15 protein-coding genes are annotated in these 15,816 nt (G+C 74.4%); 2 read left to right on the top strand and 13 right to left on the bottom strand.

From position 1 onward, the window contains the following. Window positions 1-36 precede the first annotated feature (36 nt). Together AC5K6T_RS13975 and AC5K6T_RS13970 are read left to right on the top strand one after the other, a co-directional pair. Window positions 37-2,046, top strand: a complete 2,010-nt coding sequence (locus AC5K6T_RS13975; protein WP_493208851.1) for an NHL repeat-containing protein — start codon at window positions 37-39, stop codon at window positions 2,044-2,046. Window positions 2,047-2,310: 264 nt separating this feature from the next. Beyond that, window positions 2,311-3,009 carry an NADPH-dependent F420 reductase gene (locus AC5K6T_RS13970; RefSeq protein WP_493208849.1) on the top strand — a complete coding sequence of 233 codons (699 nt, stop codon included), beginning with the start codon at window positions 2,311-2,313 and terminating at the stop codon, window positions 3,007-3,009. A 255-nt stretch (window positions 3,010-3,264) separates the two neighbouring features. On the opposite strand, the gene hypE is transcribed toward AC5K6T_RS13970, so the two are convergent. The 13 genes from hypE to AC5K6T_RS13905 form a co-directional block, all read right to left on the bottom strand. Then, window positions 3,265-4,344, bottom strand: a complete 1,080-nt coding sequence (gene hypE, locus AC5K6T_RS13965) for a hydrogenase expression/formation protein HypE (RefSeq protein WP_493208847.1) — start codon at window positions 4,342-4,344, stop codon at window positions 3,265-3,267. Beyond that, complete coding sequence (hypD, locus tag AC5K6T_RS13960; RefSeq protein ID WP_493208845.1) at window positions 4,337-5,464, bottom strand: hydrogenase formation protein HypD; 1,128 nt, start codon at window positions 5,462-5,464, stop codon at window positions 4,337-4,339. Before hypD ends, hypE begins: the two co-directional genes overlap by 8 nt. Then, on the bottom strand, window positions 5,461-5,844 hold the full coding sequence (locus AC5K6T_RS13955) for a HypC/HybG/HupF family hydrogenase formation chaperone (RefSeq protein ID WP_493208844.1): 384 nt from the start codon (window positions 5,842-5,844) through the stop codon (window positions 5,461-5,463). Before AC5K6T_RS13955 ends, hypD begins: the two co-directional genes overlap by 4 nt. A 32-nt stretch (window positions 5,845-5,876) precedes the next feature. Continuing rightward, window positions 5,877-8,288, bottom strand: coding sequence for a carbamoyltransferase HypF (gene hypF, locus AC5K6T_RS13950; protein ID WP_493208842.1), 2,412 nt, complete (start codon window positions 8,286-8,288; stop codon window positions 5,877-5,879). Next, window positions 8,285-9,175: a hydrogenase nickel incorporation protein HypB gene (gene hypB, locus AC5K6T_RS13945; protein WP_493208840.1), complete on the bottom strand. Its 891-nt coding sequence runs from the start codon at window positions 9,173-9,175 to the stop codon at window positions 8,285-8,287. Before hypB ends, hypF begins: the two co-directional genes overlap by 4 nt. 4 nt (window positions 9,176-9,179) lie before the next feature. Continuing rightward, window positions 9,180-9,578, bottom strand: coding sequence for a hydrogenase maturation nickel metallochaperone HypA/HybF (locus tag AC5K6T_RS13940; RefSeq protein WP_493208839.1), 399 nt, complete (start codon window positions 9,576-9,578; stop codon window positions 9,180-9,182). Window positions 9,579-9,808: 230 nt separating this feature from the next. After that, window positions 9,809-9,913, bottom strand: a complete 105-nt coding sequence (locus AC5K6T_RS13935) for a DUF6893 family small protein (RefSeq protein ID WP_493208838.1) — start codon at window positions 9,911-9,913, stop codon at window positions 9,809-9,811. After that, on the bottom strand, window positions 9,910-10,536 hold the full coding sequence (locus AC5K6T_RS13930) for a hydrogenase maturation protease (RefSeq protein ID WP_493208837.1): 627 nt from the start codon (window positions 10,534-10,536) through the stop codon (window positions 9,910-9,912). The genes AC5K6T_RS13935 and AC5K6T_RS13930 overlap by 4 nt, the downstream gene beginning before the upstream one ends. Then, on the bottom strand, window positions 10,533-12,032 hold the full coding sequence (locus tag AC5K6T_RS13925) for a hypothetical protein (RefSeq protein ID WP_493208836.1): 1,500 nt from the start codon (window positions 12,030-12,032) through the stop codon (window positions 10,533-10,535). The genes AC5K6T_RS13930 and AC5K6T_RS13925 overlap by 4 nt, the downstream gene beginning before the upstream one ends. Then, on the bottom strand, window positions 12,029-12,841 hold the full coding sequence (locus tag AC5K6T_RS13920) for a DUF6084 family protein (RefSeq protein WP_493208835.1): 813 nt from the start codon (window positions 12,839-12,841) through the stop codon (window positions 12,029-12,031). The genes AC5K6T_RS13925 and AC5K6T_RS13920 overlap by 4 nt, the downstream gene beginning before the upstream one ends. Further along, window positions 12,838-13,467: a DUF5947 family protein gene (locus AC5K6T_RS13915; protein ID WP_493208834.1), complete on the bottom strand. Its 630-nt coding sequence runs from the start codon at window positions 13,465-13,467 to the stop codon at window positions 12,838-12,840. The genes AC5K6T_RS13920 and AC5K6T_RS13915 overlap by 4 nt, the downstream gene beginning before the upstream one ends. After that, window positions 13,464-13,985 carry a NifU-related iron-sulfur-binding protein gene (locus AC5K6T_RS13910; protein ID WP_493208832.1) on the bottom strand — a complete coding sequence of 174 codons (522 nt, stop codon included), beginning with the start codon at window positions 13,983-13,985 and terminating at the stop codon, window positions 13,464-13,466. The genes AC5K6T_RS13915 and AC5K6T_RS13910 overlap by 4 nt, the downstream gene beginning before the upstream one ends. After that, the gene (locus AC5K6T_RS13905; protein ID WP_493208830.1) at window positions 13,982-15,766 is read right to left on the bottom strand and encodes a nickel-dependent hydrogenase large subunit; all 1,785 of its coding nucleotides are present in this window, start codon (window positions 15,764-15,766) and stop codon (window positions 13,982-13,984) included. The genes AC5K6T_RS13910 and AC5K6T_RS13905 overlap by 4 nt, the downstream gene beginning before the upstream one ends. Between the last annotated feature and the right edge of the window lie 50 nt (window positions 15,767-15,816).

Here is a 15,816-nt window from a genome sequence, read left to right as displayed (position 1 = left end):
CGTCCTGCCTCTCACGCCACAGAAAACGGAGTTCCCGTGCGTCGTCGTAGCGCTGCCCTGCTCACCGCCGTGATGGCCTCCCTGGCCGTGGGCGCCTCGTATCCGCAGGCGACCGGGGCGTCGCCGCCCGGTCACGACCAGCAGCACCAGCGCGGCGTCGTACGCAGCGGCAGCCGCCCACTCGGCGGAGCCGAGGTCACCCTGCTCCAGGCCGGGGACGGCAAGGAGACCGGGGCCCGTCCACTGGCCCGCACCCGCGCCGACGCCGACGGCCGGTTCGACCTCGCCTACCACGCCCCCGACGACCCGGACGCCGTGCTGTACGTCACCGCGGACACCGGGCCGCACGGCCACGGGCACTCCCGGGCCGGGCACCGGGTGCGGCCGGTACGGCTCGTCGCGATGCTCGGCACCGGCGACCGGCCCGGCAAGGTGGTGCTGAACGAGCGGACCACGGTCGCCGCGGGCTTCGCGATGGCGCAGTTCACCAAGGGCGGGGAGGTGTCCGGCCGCCGGCCCGGCCTGCAGAACGCCGCGGCCGTCTCGCACAACCTCGCGGACGTCGAGACCGGCCGAGTGGCGAAGCTGCTCGCCACCGCGCCCAACGGGGACCGGACGTCCACCCTGCGCGCCTTCAACACGCTCGCCGACGTGCTGTCGGGCTGCACCGCCGGGCAGACCTGCGGCTCCCTGTTCGAGCTGGCCGGGCACCCCGGCCGGCCGGCCCCCCGCGAGACCTTCCAGGCCGTCGCCGACATCGCCAGGCTGCCCGGCAACAACGCCGCCGGACTGTTCGGCCTCGCCGACGGGCGCACCCTGTACCGGCCGCGGCTGGCCGAGGCCCCCGACGCCTGGACGCTCGCCCTGCGCTACGTGGGCAACGGACACGAGCTGGACGGGCCGGGCAACGTCGCCTTCGACAAGGAGGGCACCGCCTGGATCGGCAACAACTACCGGTTCAACGACGACCCCCGGCAGTCCGTCTGCGGATCGCGCCTGCTGTCCCGGCTGACCCCCGACGGCCGGGACGTGCCCGGCGCCCCGTACCGCGGCGGCGGCCTGTACGGGGTGGGCTTCGGCACCGCCATCGACCCCAGGGGCCACGTCTGGGCGGCCAACTTCGGCTTCCAGGGCATCGGTTGCCCGCTCGACGCCAGCCGCCTGTACCGCAGCGTCTCGGAGTTCACACCCGAGGGCCGGCCCCTCTCCCCGCCCGCCGGCTGGCGCTACGGCGACATCGTCCAGCCGCAGGGCGCCCTCTCCGACCGCGAGGGCAACGTCTGGGTCGCCAACTGCGGCGGCCGCAGCGTGACCCGCATCCCGGACGGCGACCCGCGCCGGGCCCGCAACATCGCCCCCGGCAAGGACTCCCTGGTGAAGCCCTTCGACGTCACCGTGGACACCCGGGGCCGGGCCTGGGTGACCGGCAACGGCAGCGACAACGTCATGATGCTGTCCCCGCAGGGCCGGCCCCTGCGCACGGTGAGCGGCGGCGGCATCAAGCGCCCCATGGGCGTCGCCTCGGACAGCCTGGGCAACGTCTGGGTCGCCAACGGGGGCGCGGTCGTCGCTCCGTGCGAGGGCACCACGCCCGCCATGGTCGCCGAGGCCGTCGCCGACATCGTCACCCGGCACGTCGACGCCTCGGTGACGATGGTGCGGCCCGACGGCAGCACCCCCGCCGAACCCTTCGTCAACGACGGTCTGTTCCTGCCCTGGGGTGTCGCCGTGGACGGCAACGACACCGTGTGGGTGGCCAACTTCGGCGGCCACCGGGTGGCCAACCTGTGCGGCGCCCGGCTGTCCGCCTGCCCGCCCGGACTCCGCACGGGCGACCCCATCTCCCCCGCCGGCACCGGCTACCCCAGTGACGGGCTGGAGCGGAACACCGGCGTGCAGATCGACCCGTCCGGCAATGTGTGGCTGGCCAACAACTGGCGGGACGTGCCGGTGCAGACCAACCCCGGCGGCCACGAGATGGTCGTGTTCGTCGGCCTCGCGGCCCCGGTGCGCACCCCCCTGCTGGGACCGCCCCAGCACCTGTGACCGCGGCCGCCCGGGGAGCGCGATCCGCTCTCCGGTGACCGCGCCTCCCCCTCCGGCGGCCCGTGGACCCCCGCGTCCACGGGCCGCCGGGTGCACGGAGCGGGACCGCGGTCCCTCCCGCGACGACCGCCTCCGGGCGGCCCGTGGCACAGACACCGAACCGCCCGGTTCGGTTCCGGTGAGGCACGGCCCCGCGCCGATCGCCCCGCACCCGCACCCGCACCCGCACCCGCACCCGCCCACCCGAAAGGACCTCGCCCTCCCATGCGCTATGCAGTCCTCGGCACCGGAACCGTCGGCGAGACCATCGCCGCCAAGCTCGTCTCCCTCGGCCACGACGTCGCCACCGGCACCCGCGACCCCGAGGCCACCCTGGCGCGCACCGAGCCCGGCGCGCAGGGCCGGCCGCCCTACGTCCGCTGGCTGGAGCGGCACCCGCAGGTGCGGCTGCTGCCGTACGCGCAGGCAGCCGCCCACGGCGAGGTGGTGGTGAACGCGACGGCGGGCGGCGCCTCCCTCCGGGCGCTGGAGGCGGCCGGCCGCGACCACCTGGCCGGCAAGGTGCTCATCGACATCGCCAACCCGCTGGACTTCTCCGCCGGCCTGCCGCCGTCGCTGGACCCGGTCAACACCGACAGCCTCGCCGAGCAGATCCAGCGTGCCTTCCCCGACACCAAGGTCGTCAAGACGCTCAACACCATGAACGCCGCGATCATGGTGGAGCCGTCCCGCGTCCCCGGTCCGCACAACGTGTTCGTCTCCGGCGACGACGACGGCGCCAGGAGGCTGGTGGCCGGACTGCTGGGCTCGTTCGGCTGGCCCGAGGGCAGCGTGATCGACCTCGGGGACATCAGCACCGCACGCGGCACCGAGATGCTGCTGCCCGTCTGGCTGCGCCTGTGGGGCGCCCTCGGCCACACCGACTTCAACTTCCACATCCAGAACGCCCGCGCCGGTGCCTGACGACGGGCCGGCTCCGCCGCGCACTGCTGCGGGAGGTGCTGCGGCGGGCCCGGGGCCGGGGCGAGGTCCGCGAGGACGCCGGCCCGGGGGCCGCCGTGTCCGCGCTCCTGCGCCCCTTCCCCACCGACCACCTCGCCGGACGGACCGGCCTGCCCGACCGGTCCGGGCAGGCGGCGGGCCTCGCCGCGTCCGGGCTGCGGCCGCCCGGCACCTCGGGCGCCGGGCCGCGCGCCCCGGGAGATCCGGGGCCGCTCCTCAGCAGATCCTCGGCAGCTGCTCCCCGACCGGGAGGTCGACCACCCGGGTGCCGCCCAGCCCGGTCCGGGCCACGACCATGCCGGGGTGGTCCTCGACGGCCTCGCCGATGACGGCGGCGTCCGCCCCCAGCGGGTGGGCCCGCATCGCCGCCAGGACCGCGTCGGCGTGCTCGCGCGGGACGAACGCCACCAGCTTGCCCTCGTTGGCGATGTACATGGGGTCCAGGCCGAGGATGGCACAGGCGTTCGCCACGGCGGGCGGGACGGGGACGTCGCGCTCCCGGATCACCACACCCGTCCCGGAGGCGGCCGCGATCTCGTTGAGGGAGGCCGCCAGGCCGCCGCGGGTGGGGTCGCGCAGTACGTGCAGGTCCGGTGTGACCGCGAGCATGGCCTCCACGAGGCCGCCCAGCGCCGCGCAGTCGCTCTCGATCCGCACGTCGAACTCCAGGCCCTCCCGCACGCTCATGACCGCCACCCCGTGCACCCCGACGGCACCGCTGACGATCACCACGTCGCCGGGCACGACCCGCTGCGGGCGCAGGTCGACACCCGCCGGAACCAGCCCGACACCCGCGGTGTTGAGGTAGATCCCGTCGCCGTGGCCGGCCTCCACGACCTTGGTGTCCCCGGTCGCCACCTCCACACCGGCGGTGCGCGCGGCCGCCCCGAGCGCCTCGGCGACCCGGCCGACGGTCTCCAGCTCGACCCCTTCCTCCAGGATGAACCCGCAGGAGAGGTAGGCGGCGCGGGCCCCGCTCATCGCGAGGTCGTTGACCGTGCCGTTGACCGCGAGGTCGCCGATGCTGCCGCCGGGGAAGAACAGCGGCCGCACGACGTAGGAGTCGGTGGAGAACGCCAGGCGCGCCCCGCCCAGGGTGAGGACGGCCGCGTCGCCGAGGCCGGCGAGCAGCTCGCCGCCGTAGGCGGGGGCGAAGACCTGCTCGACCAGTTCGGCGGAGAGGGCTCCGCCGCCGCCGTGGCCCATGACGACGCGGGGCCGGTCGCGCAGCGGGGCCGGGCAGGTCCAGCCCTCGACGTCCAGGGCCGCCGGGGGCAGTTCGGTGGTGTCAGACAACGGGGGCCGCCTCCCGGGACGTGGCGGCCTGGAGGTCCAGCCGCCGGTACAGGTAGTACGCCGCGCAGGCGCCCTCGCTGGAGACCATGGTGGCGCCCAGCGGGGTGCGCGGGGTGCACAGGGTGCCGAACGCCTCGCACTCGTGCGGCTTGAGCAGACCCTGCAGGACCTCGCCGCTGCGGCAGGCGGCGGGCTCCTCGGTGCGGATGCCGTCGACGGAGAAGCGGTGCTCGGCGTCGTGGTCGCGGTACTTCGGCGACAGGCGCCAGCCGCTGTCGGGGATCACGCCGATGCCGCGCCAGGCGCGGTCGGTGACCTCGAAGACGTCCTCCAGCATGGCGCGGGCGGCCGGGTTGCCCTCGGGCCGGACCGCACGGGCGTAGGCGTTGTCGACGGTGTGCTCTCCGCGTTCCAGCTGGCGCACGGTCCGGCGGACGCCCTCCAGGATGTCGAGCGGCTCGAATCCGGTCACCACGATCGGCACGCCGAACCGTTCGGCGAGCCGCGGGTACTCCGCGACGCCCATCACGCTGCAGACGTGACCGGCCGCGAGGAAGCCCTGCACCCGGCAGCGCGGCGACGACATGACGGCCTCGATGGCGGGCGGGACCCGGACGTGGGAGACGAGCATGCTGAAGTTGCGGATGCCCAGCCGCCGTGCCTGATGGACCGTCATGGCGTTGGGGGGCGCGGTGGTCTCGAAGCCGATCCCGAAGAACACGACCTCGCGGCCGGGGTTCTGCCGGGCGATCCGCAGCGCGTCGAGCGGGGAGTACACCACGCGTACGTCGCCGCCCTCTCCCCGCACCTGGAACAGGTCCCGTCCGGTGCCGGGCACGCGCAGCATGTCGCCGAACGAACAGAAGATCACCTCCGGCCGGGAGGCGATCTCCAGGGCCTTGTCGATGACCTCCAGCGGGGTCACGCAGACCGGGCAGCCCGGCCCGTGGATCAACTCGACCTGGTCCGGCAGGAGCTGGTCGAGACCGTGCCGGATGATGCTGTGGGTCTGGCCGCCGCACACCTCCATCAGCGCCCACGGCCGGGTCACCGAGGCATGGATGTCGTCGAGGAGCCGACGGGCCAGCTCCGGGTCCTGGAACTCGTCGATGTACTTCACGGGTTGCGCACTCCTTCCGCCGTCTGCGCCGTCTGCGCCGTCTCCGTCCGAGGCACCCGCACGGTCCCGCCCGGCGCCCCGGTCGCCCCCGGGTCTGCGGGCCGCAGACCGGCCTCCGCCGCGGCCGTCTCCCAGGGGTCGCCGAACTCCTCCTGGAGCATGCCGAGTTCGGCGAAGAGTTCCAGGGTCCGCTGCGCCGACTCCTCGTCCAGCCGCTGGAGCGCGAACCCGACGTGGACGACGGCGTACTCGCCGACCCGGAGGTCCGGCAGGTACTCCAGGCACACCTCCTTGACCACCCCGCCGAAGTCGACGCTGGCCATGCGCGTGCCGTCGCGTTCCTCGATGTCCAGCACTCTGCCGGGTACCGCCAGGCACATGGGCCTCTCCTCGCTGTGGGTCTACGGTTCGGTCAGTCGTGGGCCGTCGCGCGGGCGGCCACCATCAGCTGGCCCAGGGCCAGCCCCCCGTCGCCCGGCGGTACGGTGCGGTGCCGCAGCACCGTGAAGCCGTCCTCCCGCAGCAGGGTCGAACAGGACGCGGACAGCAGCGCGTTGGCGAACACGCCGCCGGTGAGGGCCACCGTGTCCAGGCCGTGCCGGGCCCGCGCGCGACGGCACACGGCGTGCACCAGCGCGGTCACGGCACGGTGGAAGCGGGCCGCGACCGCCTCCGGCGCGACGCCCGCCCCGAGGTCCGCGGCGACCGCCGCGACGAGGGGGGCCGGGTCGGCGCGCACCGGGGCCTCGCCGTGCAGCGCGAAGGTGTAGGCGGCGGTGTCGCCCTCGGGCGCCCGCAGAGCGGCGCCCTCCAGTTCCACGGCGGCCTGCGCCTCGTAGCCGGAGCGGTGGCAGACCCCGGCCAGCGAGGACACGGCGTCGAAGAGCCGGCCCATGCTGGAGGTGGGGACGCAGTTGATGCCGCGCTCCAACTGCGTGCGCAGCAGCCTCAGTTCGTCGGGCGGGCAGGCGGCGGTGCAGGGCAGGCGGGCGGACCAGTCGAGGCCTGCCGCGCGCAGGTGGGCCAGGGCCGTGCGGTAGGGGCGGCGGACCGCGGTGTCGCCGCCGGGCAGCGGCACGTAGGCCAGGTGCCCGAACCGGGTGAAGCCGTCGTAGTCCGCCAGCAGGAACTCCCCGCCCCACACGGCACCGTCGTCGCCGTGACCGGTGCCGTCGAAGGCGACGCCGATCACCGGCCGGGTACCGTCCAGTCCGTGCTCGGCCATCGCGGCGGCGACGTGGGCGTGATGGTGCTGGACGCCGGCGACCGGCCGGCCGGCCGCGTTGCGGTGGGCCCAGCGGGCGGAGCGGTAGCCGGGATGCCGGTCGGCGGCCAGCCGTTCCGGCCGGACGCCGGTGATGGACCCGAGCTGGGCCACGGCGTGGGCGAAGGCGGCCTGGGTGGCGAGGTCGTCCATGTCGCCGATGTGCGCCGAGAGCCAGGCCTGGCGCCCCGCACCGAGGCAGAAGACGTTCTTCAGGTCGCCGCCGACGGCCAGGGCGGGCCGGACCGGCAGCGGGAGCCGGACCGGCAGCGGGGCGTAGCCGCGGGAGCGGCGGATCGGCAGCGGCTCGCCGTCCAGGACGCGGACCACCGAGTCGTCGCAGGGCACATGGATCGGCCGGTCGTGCACGAGCCAGGCGTCCGCGAGGTGCGCGAGGCGGTCCAGGGCCTCGGTGTCGTCGGTGACGATGGGCTCGCCCGAGACGTTCCCGCTGGTCATGACGAGCAGCCGAGGGCCTTCGGGGTCACCGGGCAGGCCCAGCAGGAGGTGGTGCAGCGGGGTGTAGGGCAGCAGCACACCCAGGTCCGGGCTGCCGGGCGCCACGGACGCGGCGAGACGCGCCGCTCCCGGCGGGTGCGCCGCGTCGGGGCGCCGGCGGAGCAGCACGATCGGCCGGGCCGCGCTGTGCAGCAGGTCGCGTTCCGCGGGTTCCAGCCGCACCAGGTGCTCGACGTCCCGGAGGCCAGCGGCCATGAGGGCGAAGGGCTTGTCGCCACGGGCCTTGCGGTGCCGCAGCAGCCGGACGGCGGTCTCGTTCGCGGCGTCGCAGGCGAGGTGGTACCCGCCGAGCCCCTTCACGGCGAGGATCGCGCCCCGGGCGAGCAGGGCGCGGGCCCCCGCGACCGGGTCGGCGCCGTCGAGCCCGGAGCCGGTGCCGGAGCCGGAGCCGGTGCCGGCGGGGCGGTGCCCCGACGGCGCCCGCGACGGCAGGACCAGCCGCAGCCGGGGCCCGCAGGCCGGGCAGGCGACGGGCTGCGCGTGGAAGCGGCGGTCGGCAGGGTCGTCGTACTCGCGGGCGCAGTCGGCGCACAGGGGGAAGCCGGCCATGGTGGTGTTCGCCCGGTCGTACGGCACGCCGGTGACGATGGTGAAACGCGGTCCGCAGTGGGTGCAGTTGACGAAGGGGTGACGGTGGCGGCGGTCGGCCGGGGCGGCGAGTTCGGCGAGGCAGGCGTCGCAGGTGGCGGTGTCCGGGGAGACCAGGGTGCGGGCGGGGCCGCCGCGGTGGGAGGCGAGGATGGTGAAGCCGTCCCCTCCGGTGGCGGGCAGTTCCCGGTGCTCGACGGACTCCACCCGGGCCAGCGGGGGTGCCTGGCGGGTGAGGCTGTCGCAGAACCGGGCCACGGCCGCCGCGGTGCCCTCGACCTCGGCGACCACGCCCTCGGAGGTGTTGGTGACGTGCCCGGCCAGGGCGAGTTCGGTGGCGAGGGCGTAGACGTACGGGCGGAAGCCGACGCCCTGCACCACGCCCCGCACGACGACCCGTCGGCGCAGGGGCGGGTCCGCCGCGCCTGTGGCGGACCGGGCCGGTGCGCTCACCGGCGAAGGGATGCCGGGTGGGCGGCGTCCGTGGCCCCGCCCGCGCGGGTGGGCGTGGGGTGGGGGTGAGCCTCGTGCGGGTGCGGGTGCGGGTGCGGGTGCGGGTGGGAGTGGGAGTGGGGGTGGCCGTCGTGCGGGTGCGGGTGCGGGTCGTGCGCGGGGCGGGGCTCGGCAGCGGCGTCGCTGCGGCCGGGGTCCGGCCGCCCGGCCATGACGGGCGTGTGCACGGGTCCGCCCGCGGCGGCGGCGAGGGCCCGGTCCAGGAGGATGCCGAGTCCCTGTTCGCGTCGTACGGAGGTCAGTACGACGTCCACGCCGGGGTTGACGCGTTCGACGTTGACGCGGAAGGCGTCCTCGTCGAAGTCCACCGCCTCGGCGATGTCCGCCTTCGTGACCAGGACCAGATGGGCCAGGCCGAAGGCGGTGGGGTACTTCAGCGGCTTGTCCTCGCCCTCGGTGACGGACGCGAGGGCGACCCGGAGGGTCTCCCCCAGGTCGTAGGAGGCGGGGCAGACGAGATTGCCGACGTTCTCCACGAACAGCAGCCGGGTGCCGTCGGGCAGCCAGCCGTCCAGATGCCCGGCGAGCATGGCCGCTTCGAGATGGCAGAGCCCGTCGGTGAGGACCTGCTTGACCGGGGCTCCGGAGCGGGCGAGCCGCTCCGCGTCGTTCTCGGTGGCGAGGTCGGCGGTGAGCGCGGCGACGGGCACGGACCGTTCGCGGGCCAGCAGCAGTTCGCGTTCCAGGAGCGCGGTCTTTCCGCTGCCGGGGCTGGACAGCAGGTTGACGACGGTGGTGCCGCGGTCCGCGAGGTGGGCGCGCAGGAGGTTCGCGGTGGCGTCGTTCTTCGCGAGCACGGCCTGTTGCAGGTCGACGACACGGCACATGGTCTCAGGACTCCTCGGGGATCGGTTCGCGGAGGGCCGCCGCGGCGGGGCCGGGGCCCGTCCAGTGCACCTCGGCGATCTGCAGTTCGCGGCCCGAGAGCAGTTCGACGTCGGCCCCCCGGCAGGCGGGGCAGGTCAGCCGGGGCGGCATGCCGACGGGCCACTCGTGTGCGCAGGGTGCGCAGCGGGCCCGGCCGGGCACCGTCTCGGTGACGAGGCGGGCGCCCTCCAGCAGGGTTTTGGCGCAGGCGAGTTCGAAGCAGAAGGTGAGGGAGTCGGGGACGACACCGGCGAGTTCGCCGATCCGGAGCCGTACGGTGTGCACCGCGCCGGTCTGCGCGGTCTGCGCGACGGCCGTCTCCACCTGGTCGATCACGGCCAGCGCGACGGACATCTCGTGCATGCGTCCTCGTCCTCCCAGGCTCGTCTCCCGGGCCGGCCGTCCGCGAACGGCTGTCCGCAACCGGCCGTCCGCAACCGGTCTGTCACGAGCGGCCCGCAGGGCCCGGTCTCCCAGGGTCGGCCTCCATTACAGGGGAGCGTGCCGCGGGCCGACGCCCGGCGCGCCGTGGCCGGGCCGCCGGGTACGCCGTTCGAGGCAGGACGGCGGCGCACCCGGCGGGAGGGCCGGGTTCACATGCGGCGGATCCGCAGATAGCGGCGGACGTCGGGCAGGACCTGCGCGGCGACCGCGGCGACCGCGGCCACGGCCGCACCGGCAGCGATGATCTTCTTCATGCCGTCTCTCCTCTTGTCGGTGCCTGGGGGACAGGTGGGGCAGGTGGGGCAGGTGGGACAGGTCGGACAGGTGGGGCAGGTGGGGCAGCTTCAGCGGGTCCGGCTGGTGTCCGCGCGTACGCGGGCGTGCCCGTGCGCAGCAGTTCCTCGATCAGCCGAACCGCCTCGGGCACGGCGCCGGCCACGGGCGGGCTCAGCCCGATGCCCTCGTCCAGGCAGGCCGGTTCGCAGCCGACGACCAGGACGCGCCCCGGTGGCTGCCCGCCGGTGCCGTCGCAGAGGGTGTCCAGCAGCGCCAGGACGGAGTCGGGGGTCATGCGGTGTCCGTCGACGGGAGGCACGCCGTCCTGGCCGGCCGGGCCCTCGTGCTCGATGACGTACAGCGTGCCGGGCCGCTCGCCGCGGGCCGTGGCGTCGACGAGGACGAGGGTGTCGTATCCGTCGAGCAGCTGGTAGGCGAGGTGCACGCCGCGGACGCCCACGTCCTGGACCTCGACGTGCGGGGGCAGGGTGCGTGCGGCGAGGCGGCGTGCGGTCTCCACGCCGAAGGCGTCGTCGCCGAGGAAGACGTTGCCGATGCCGGCGACGAGGGTCCGGTTCCCGTGCCGCGGGGCGGGTGTCATGCGCCGTCCTCCAGCGGGATGACTTCGTCGGGCTGGAAGTACAGGAAGCGGCCCTGTTCGCGGCGGATGTCGGCGCCGGGGTCGCCGTCGACGGTGACCGCGAGATGGACGGCGCCGTCCACGTCGTGCAGGACGGCCTCGACGGTGGCGGTACGGCCCTTGAGGAACAGGTCCTGGGCGTCGGTGTGGCGCAGGCCGGGGCGGAGTTCGACACGGCTGCCCGCGCCCAGCGGACGGCCGTCGACCTCGACACGGTCGTTCGCCGGGTCGAAGCCGGCGTCGCTCGCCGGGTCCCACCAGGGGGTGTCGGGGCGGCTGACACCGTGCTCGTCGGGGAAGCCGGGCCCGCTGTGCGTGGCGAGGCCGGTGGCCCGGCCGGCCCCGGTGAGCCCGGCCGCCCCGGCGACGCCGGCGACTCCGGCGGCATCGGCGACTCCGGTGATCTCGCGCAGCCCGCGCACCGCGCCGTGCAGCCGCTCCAGGACCTCCGCCGGCATCGAGTCGGCGAGTTCGATGACCGCCGCGGCCCGCTCGTCGGTGCCGCGGGCCTCGCGCTTCTCCTCGTCGGTCAGGGCGGCCGTGCGCAGCGCGAGGATCTCGTCGATCTCGGTGGCGTCGTAGAGCGTGCCGAGGCTCTCGGGGGCGATGGCGGGGTGGTCCTCCAGGATGATCGGCGAGGACAGCACCAGGTCCGCGCGGCCGGGTTCGCCGGCCAGGACGGGCCAGGTGTGCAGGTTGCGGCAGGAGGCGACGGCGCTCCTGGCCCACTCGGGGGGATCGGTCATCGACAGGAACGAGCCGTCCCCGAGGGCCATCAGCAGATGGGTGGCGACCAGGCAGTACGGCAGCGCGGCCTCCCGGTCGGCGGCGTCGTCGCCGACCGGGCTCCAGTCGCTGGTGTTCTCGACGACGGCGGTCAGCCGGAGCGTGCGGCAGGGGCCGTCGAGTTCGGCGGCCCGGAGCGTGATCCGGCCGCTGACCGGGGCGCTCCTTCGGATCAGCCGTCCGACGGTGCGGCCGTCCGCGTCCAGGACCGGCTCGGTGTCCTCCCGGGCGGGCAGGCGGAAGGAGCGGGTGAGGCCGTCGCCGTGGAGATCGGCCACCGGCACGGCGATCTCGACGCGCTCCTCGGCGCCCTCGTCCCAGGGCACCAGGACACGGTCGTCGAGACGGAGTTCGGCCACGGTGTCGTAGCCGCCGTCGGGCCGGGAGCGCTGCACCTCGCGGCGGCGGGCGCGCAGGAACCGCGCCTCGACGGCGAGGGCGGCGCCGGGGCGGGGCTCCATCAGGCACTCGGTGTGCTGGAAGTCGTGCTCCTCGCTGACGGCGCCCCAGGCGGGCGGCACGAGGACGCCGAACTGCCAGCGCAGCCGGTTCTTCGCGGCGGACGCCCGGTACGGGTAGAGCACGTAGCCCTCGAAGAGGACGGCGTCGGCCACCTGCCGGGCGAGGGCGAACCGCTCCTCGAACTCGGGGGCGAACGCGGTCGCGGTCACGCGTCGGTCCTTCCACTGATGCCGGTGGTCGCGGTCGCTCGGGTCGCTGTGGGTGCTCCGGTCGCTGTGGGTGCTCGGGGCGCTGTGGGTGCTCCGGTCGCTGTGGGTGCTCCGGTCGCTCGGGCCACCTGGGTGAGTGCGCTCAGCGGGTCGCCGCGGGTCGGCCGCGCCGCTGCGGCGCGGTCGTCGAGCAGCGCCTCAAGGGTGGCCTCCCAGGAGGGCAGCGCGTTCCGGGACCGGTAGGCGAGCAGGGCGTCCATGGTCTCGCGGGGCAGCCGGATCCAGCCGCAGCCGGGGAAGTGCTGCTCGACCATCTCCCGCCACACGGCGACGGGCATCCGGAACGACGCCTCGCGGTCCCAGGGGACCGGCTCGACCCGGAAGCCGCCGCTGCCGGTGAACGCCGTGCCGGAGAACAGCATCAGCAGCGGGACCTCCCCGTCGGCGAGGGCGTCCAGGTAGCGGGTCGCGGCGATGTCCATGTCGTAGGTGCAGGGCACGACGAGGTCGGCCTCGGTCTGCCCGGTGAACGCCGGCACCATCAGCGGGACCTGTGCGAACTGCACCGGCTGCAGCGTGCTGCCCCAGCGGGAGCGCTCGCCGAACAGGTCGGTGAGGCCGTCGGCCTCGGGGCCCGAGTAGCCGCGGCGGGCGGGTTCGATGCGGATCTGGCAGCGCAGCGCCACGGCGTGCACGGGCGTGCCTCCGGCGGCGCTGATCCGCAGCCGGAAGACCAGGGTGGGCCCGGCGGCGTACCGGTCGGCGCGCACGCCGACGCAGGTGAAGGAGAACTGCGAGGATCCGGTCATGGCCGCTCCGCCTCGTCCAGGGGGGTGGCGCGGCGGCGGACACCGTCGAAGAAGTCGTCCAGGGCGGTGCGTGCCTCGGCCCCGCCGTCGAAGCCCTGCCACAGCAGGCGCATCCGGCCGACGAGTCCGTAGGCGACGTCGACGGGGACGAGGTGGACCTCGCAGTGGTCGCCGGTGCGGCGCAGCAGCAGCGCCTCGGTGTCGGGTTCGAGGAGTGCGGCCAGCCGGGTGGCGCCGAGGACCTCGTCGAAGACGGCCGGTTCGAGTTCGCTCTCGGTGGCGCCCGCGGGGCTCGGGTAGAGGACGGCGAGCCGGTCGAGGGCGGTGTTGCGCAGCACGAAGGCGACACCGACCGGGATCTGGAGCGCTTCCCAGGCCCGCGCGTCGAGGCGGTGGCCGGGGTCGGTGAGGTAGCGGGCGGGAACGGTGCGGAAGCGGCCCGCGGCCGCGCCCGGCTGCTCCATGAGCACCGCGCAGGCGGTGCAGGCGCAGACCAGGGCGCGGGCCTCGGTGTCGACCAGGTGGCGGTGCTCCCCGGGCACCGCGTCCGCGCACAGTTCGCAGCGTTCGCGCCGCGGGGGGCGGTCGGTGAGGAACCTGCGCAGGCCGGCGGCGGGCGCGCTCACCGGGCTCCCGCCGGGGCGGTGCCGATCTGGAGCAGCGGCGGCTCGGCGGGGGCCTGCGTCACCTCGACGGCCCGGACCTCGGGTGCGAAGCAGGCCAGGGCAGCAGAAGCGGCCTCGCGGGCGTCGGGGCCGGAGCCGCAGCCTCCGCGCGCCGCGGCGTGCAGGGTGAGGGTGCCGGTCGCCTCGTCGAACCGCTCGATGTCCAGGTCGTGGTCGCGCACGCTGTCCAGGGCCCGGCGGATGCGGGTGTCGCGGTCCTCGGGGTGCAGGTCGTGCAGGACGAGCAGGCTCGCGACGAGTTCGTCGCCGAGGAGGCGGGCCGCCGGTTCGCCGGGGGCGGCGGCCAGCAGGGTCAGGATGCGGGCGAGTCCGCAGCCGTAGAAGTCCATCAGGGACCGGACGAGCTCCTCGGCCGCGGCGGCGCCCTCGCCGTTCGCGGCCAGCCGGGCGAGGATCTCCTCGACCCGGCGGCCGGTCTCCTCCGCGGTGGCCGGCCGCGTCGCCGGGGCGGCGCTCATCCGCCCAGTCCGCTCAGGCCGGTGGGCACGTGCAGCGTCTTGACGGTCTTGCCGCCGCCGACGTACATGTGGACGCCGCAGGGCAGGCAGGGGTCGAAGCTGCGGACGGCGCGCATGATGTCGATGCCCTTGAAGTTCTCCGGGGAGTTCTCCTCGAAGATCGGCGTGTTCTGCACGGCGTCCTCGTACGGGCCCGGGGTGCCGTAGCTGTCGCGGACGCTGGCGTTCCACGGGGTGGGCGGGTACGGGTGGTAGTTGGCGATCTTCCCGTCGCGGATCACCATGTGGTGGGAGAGGACGCCGCGGACGGCCTCGGTGAAGCCGCAGCCGATGCTCTCGTCGGGCACCTCGAACTTCTCCCAGGTCTGGGTGCGTCCGGCCCGGACCTCCTCCAGGCCCTTCTCCGCGCAGTGCAGGGCGACGGCGGCGGCGTAGGCCTGGAAGTAGGTGCGGGCGCGGTTGCGCTCCAGGGCGTTGGACCACTGCGGGATCTTCCACTCGAAGGTGGTCTCCGGCTTGGTCATGGTGCGCGGCAGGTTGATGACGACGCTGTGCCCGGTGGCCTTGGCGTAGCCGATGTCGACCAGTCCGGACAGGGCGGTGGACCACAGGCGGGCGATGGGGCCGCCGCCGGTGTCGAGGGCGAGGTGGTCCTTGCCGTCGAACCAGCGCGGGGACATCACCCAGCTGTACTTGTCGTCGAAGTTCCGCTTCTGCGGGGCGGGGATGGTGTGCTGGTTCCACGGGTGGCGCGGGTCGACCGGGTTGCCGAGCGGGTCGTGGGTGACGAACTGCTCCTGGCCCTGCCAGTCCTCGTAGTAGGAGCTGCCCAGCAGGATGCGGATGCCGAGGTTGATCTCGGTGAGGTCGTTGGTGACGAGTTTGCCGTCGACGATGACGCCCGGGGTGACGAACATGCGCCGGCCCCAGTCGGTCATGTTCGCGTACGTGAAGTCGCAGTGGTCGGGGTCGTTGAGGGCGCCCCAGCAGCCGAGCAGGACGCGGCGCCGGCCGACCTCCTCGTAGCCGGGCAGTGCCTCGTAGAAGAAGTCGAACAGGTCGTCGTGCAGGGGCACGACCCGCTTCATGAACTCCACGTACCGCATGAGGCGGCTCATGTAGTCCGTGAACAGCTGCACCGAGGCCACCGTGCCGACGCCGCCCGGGTACAGGGTGGAGGGGTGCACGTGGCGGCCCTCCATGAGGCAGAACATCTCGCGGGTGTACCGGCTGACCTGGAGGGCCTCGCGGTAGAACTCGCCCTCCAGCGGGTTCAGCGAGCGCATGATGTCGGCGATGGTGCGGTAGCCGTGCTCGGCGGCGTGCGGGGCCTCGGTGCGCTCGGCGAGTTCGAGGACTCCGGGGTTGGTCTCCCTGACCATCTTCTCGCAGTAGTCGACCCCGACCAGGTTCTCCTGGAAGATGTTGTGGTCGAACATGTACTCCGCGGACTCGCCGAGGTTGATGATCCACTCGCCGAGGTGCGGGGGCTTCACGCCGTACGCCATGTTCTGCGCGTACACCGAGCAGGTGGCGTGGTTGTCGCCGCAGATGCCGCAGATGCGGCTGGTGATGAAGTGCGCGTCGCGGGGGTCCTTGCCGCGCATGAAGACGCTGTAGCCGCGGAAGACCGACGAGGTGCTGTAGCACTCGGCGACCCGCTTCTGCTTGAAGTCGATCTTCGTGTGGATGCCCAGGCTGCCGACGATCCGGGTGATCGGGTCCCAGGACATCTCCACCAGGCCGCTGCCGTCGCCGGCCGTGCTTGTCTTCGCTGCCATCGTCTTCGTCGTGCCCTTCGTTGCGGTGGGTCAGGGATGTGTCGGGAGGG

The organism is Streptomyces sp. B8-7, from assembly GCF_058833805.1.
The sequence above is the reverse complement of the archived record's forward strand: the minus strand, read 5'-3'. Positions and strand labels throughout refer to the sequence as shown.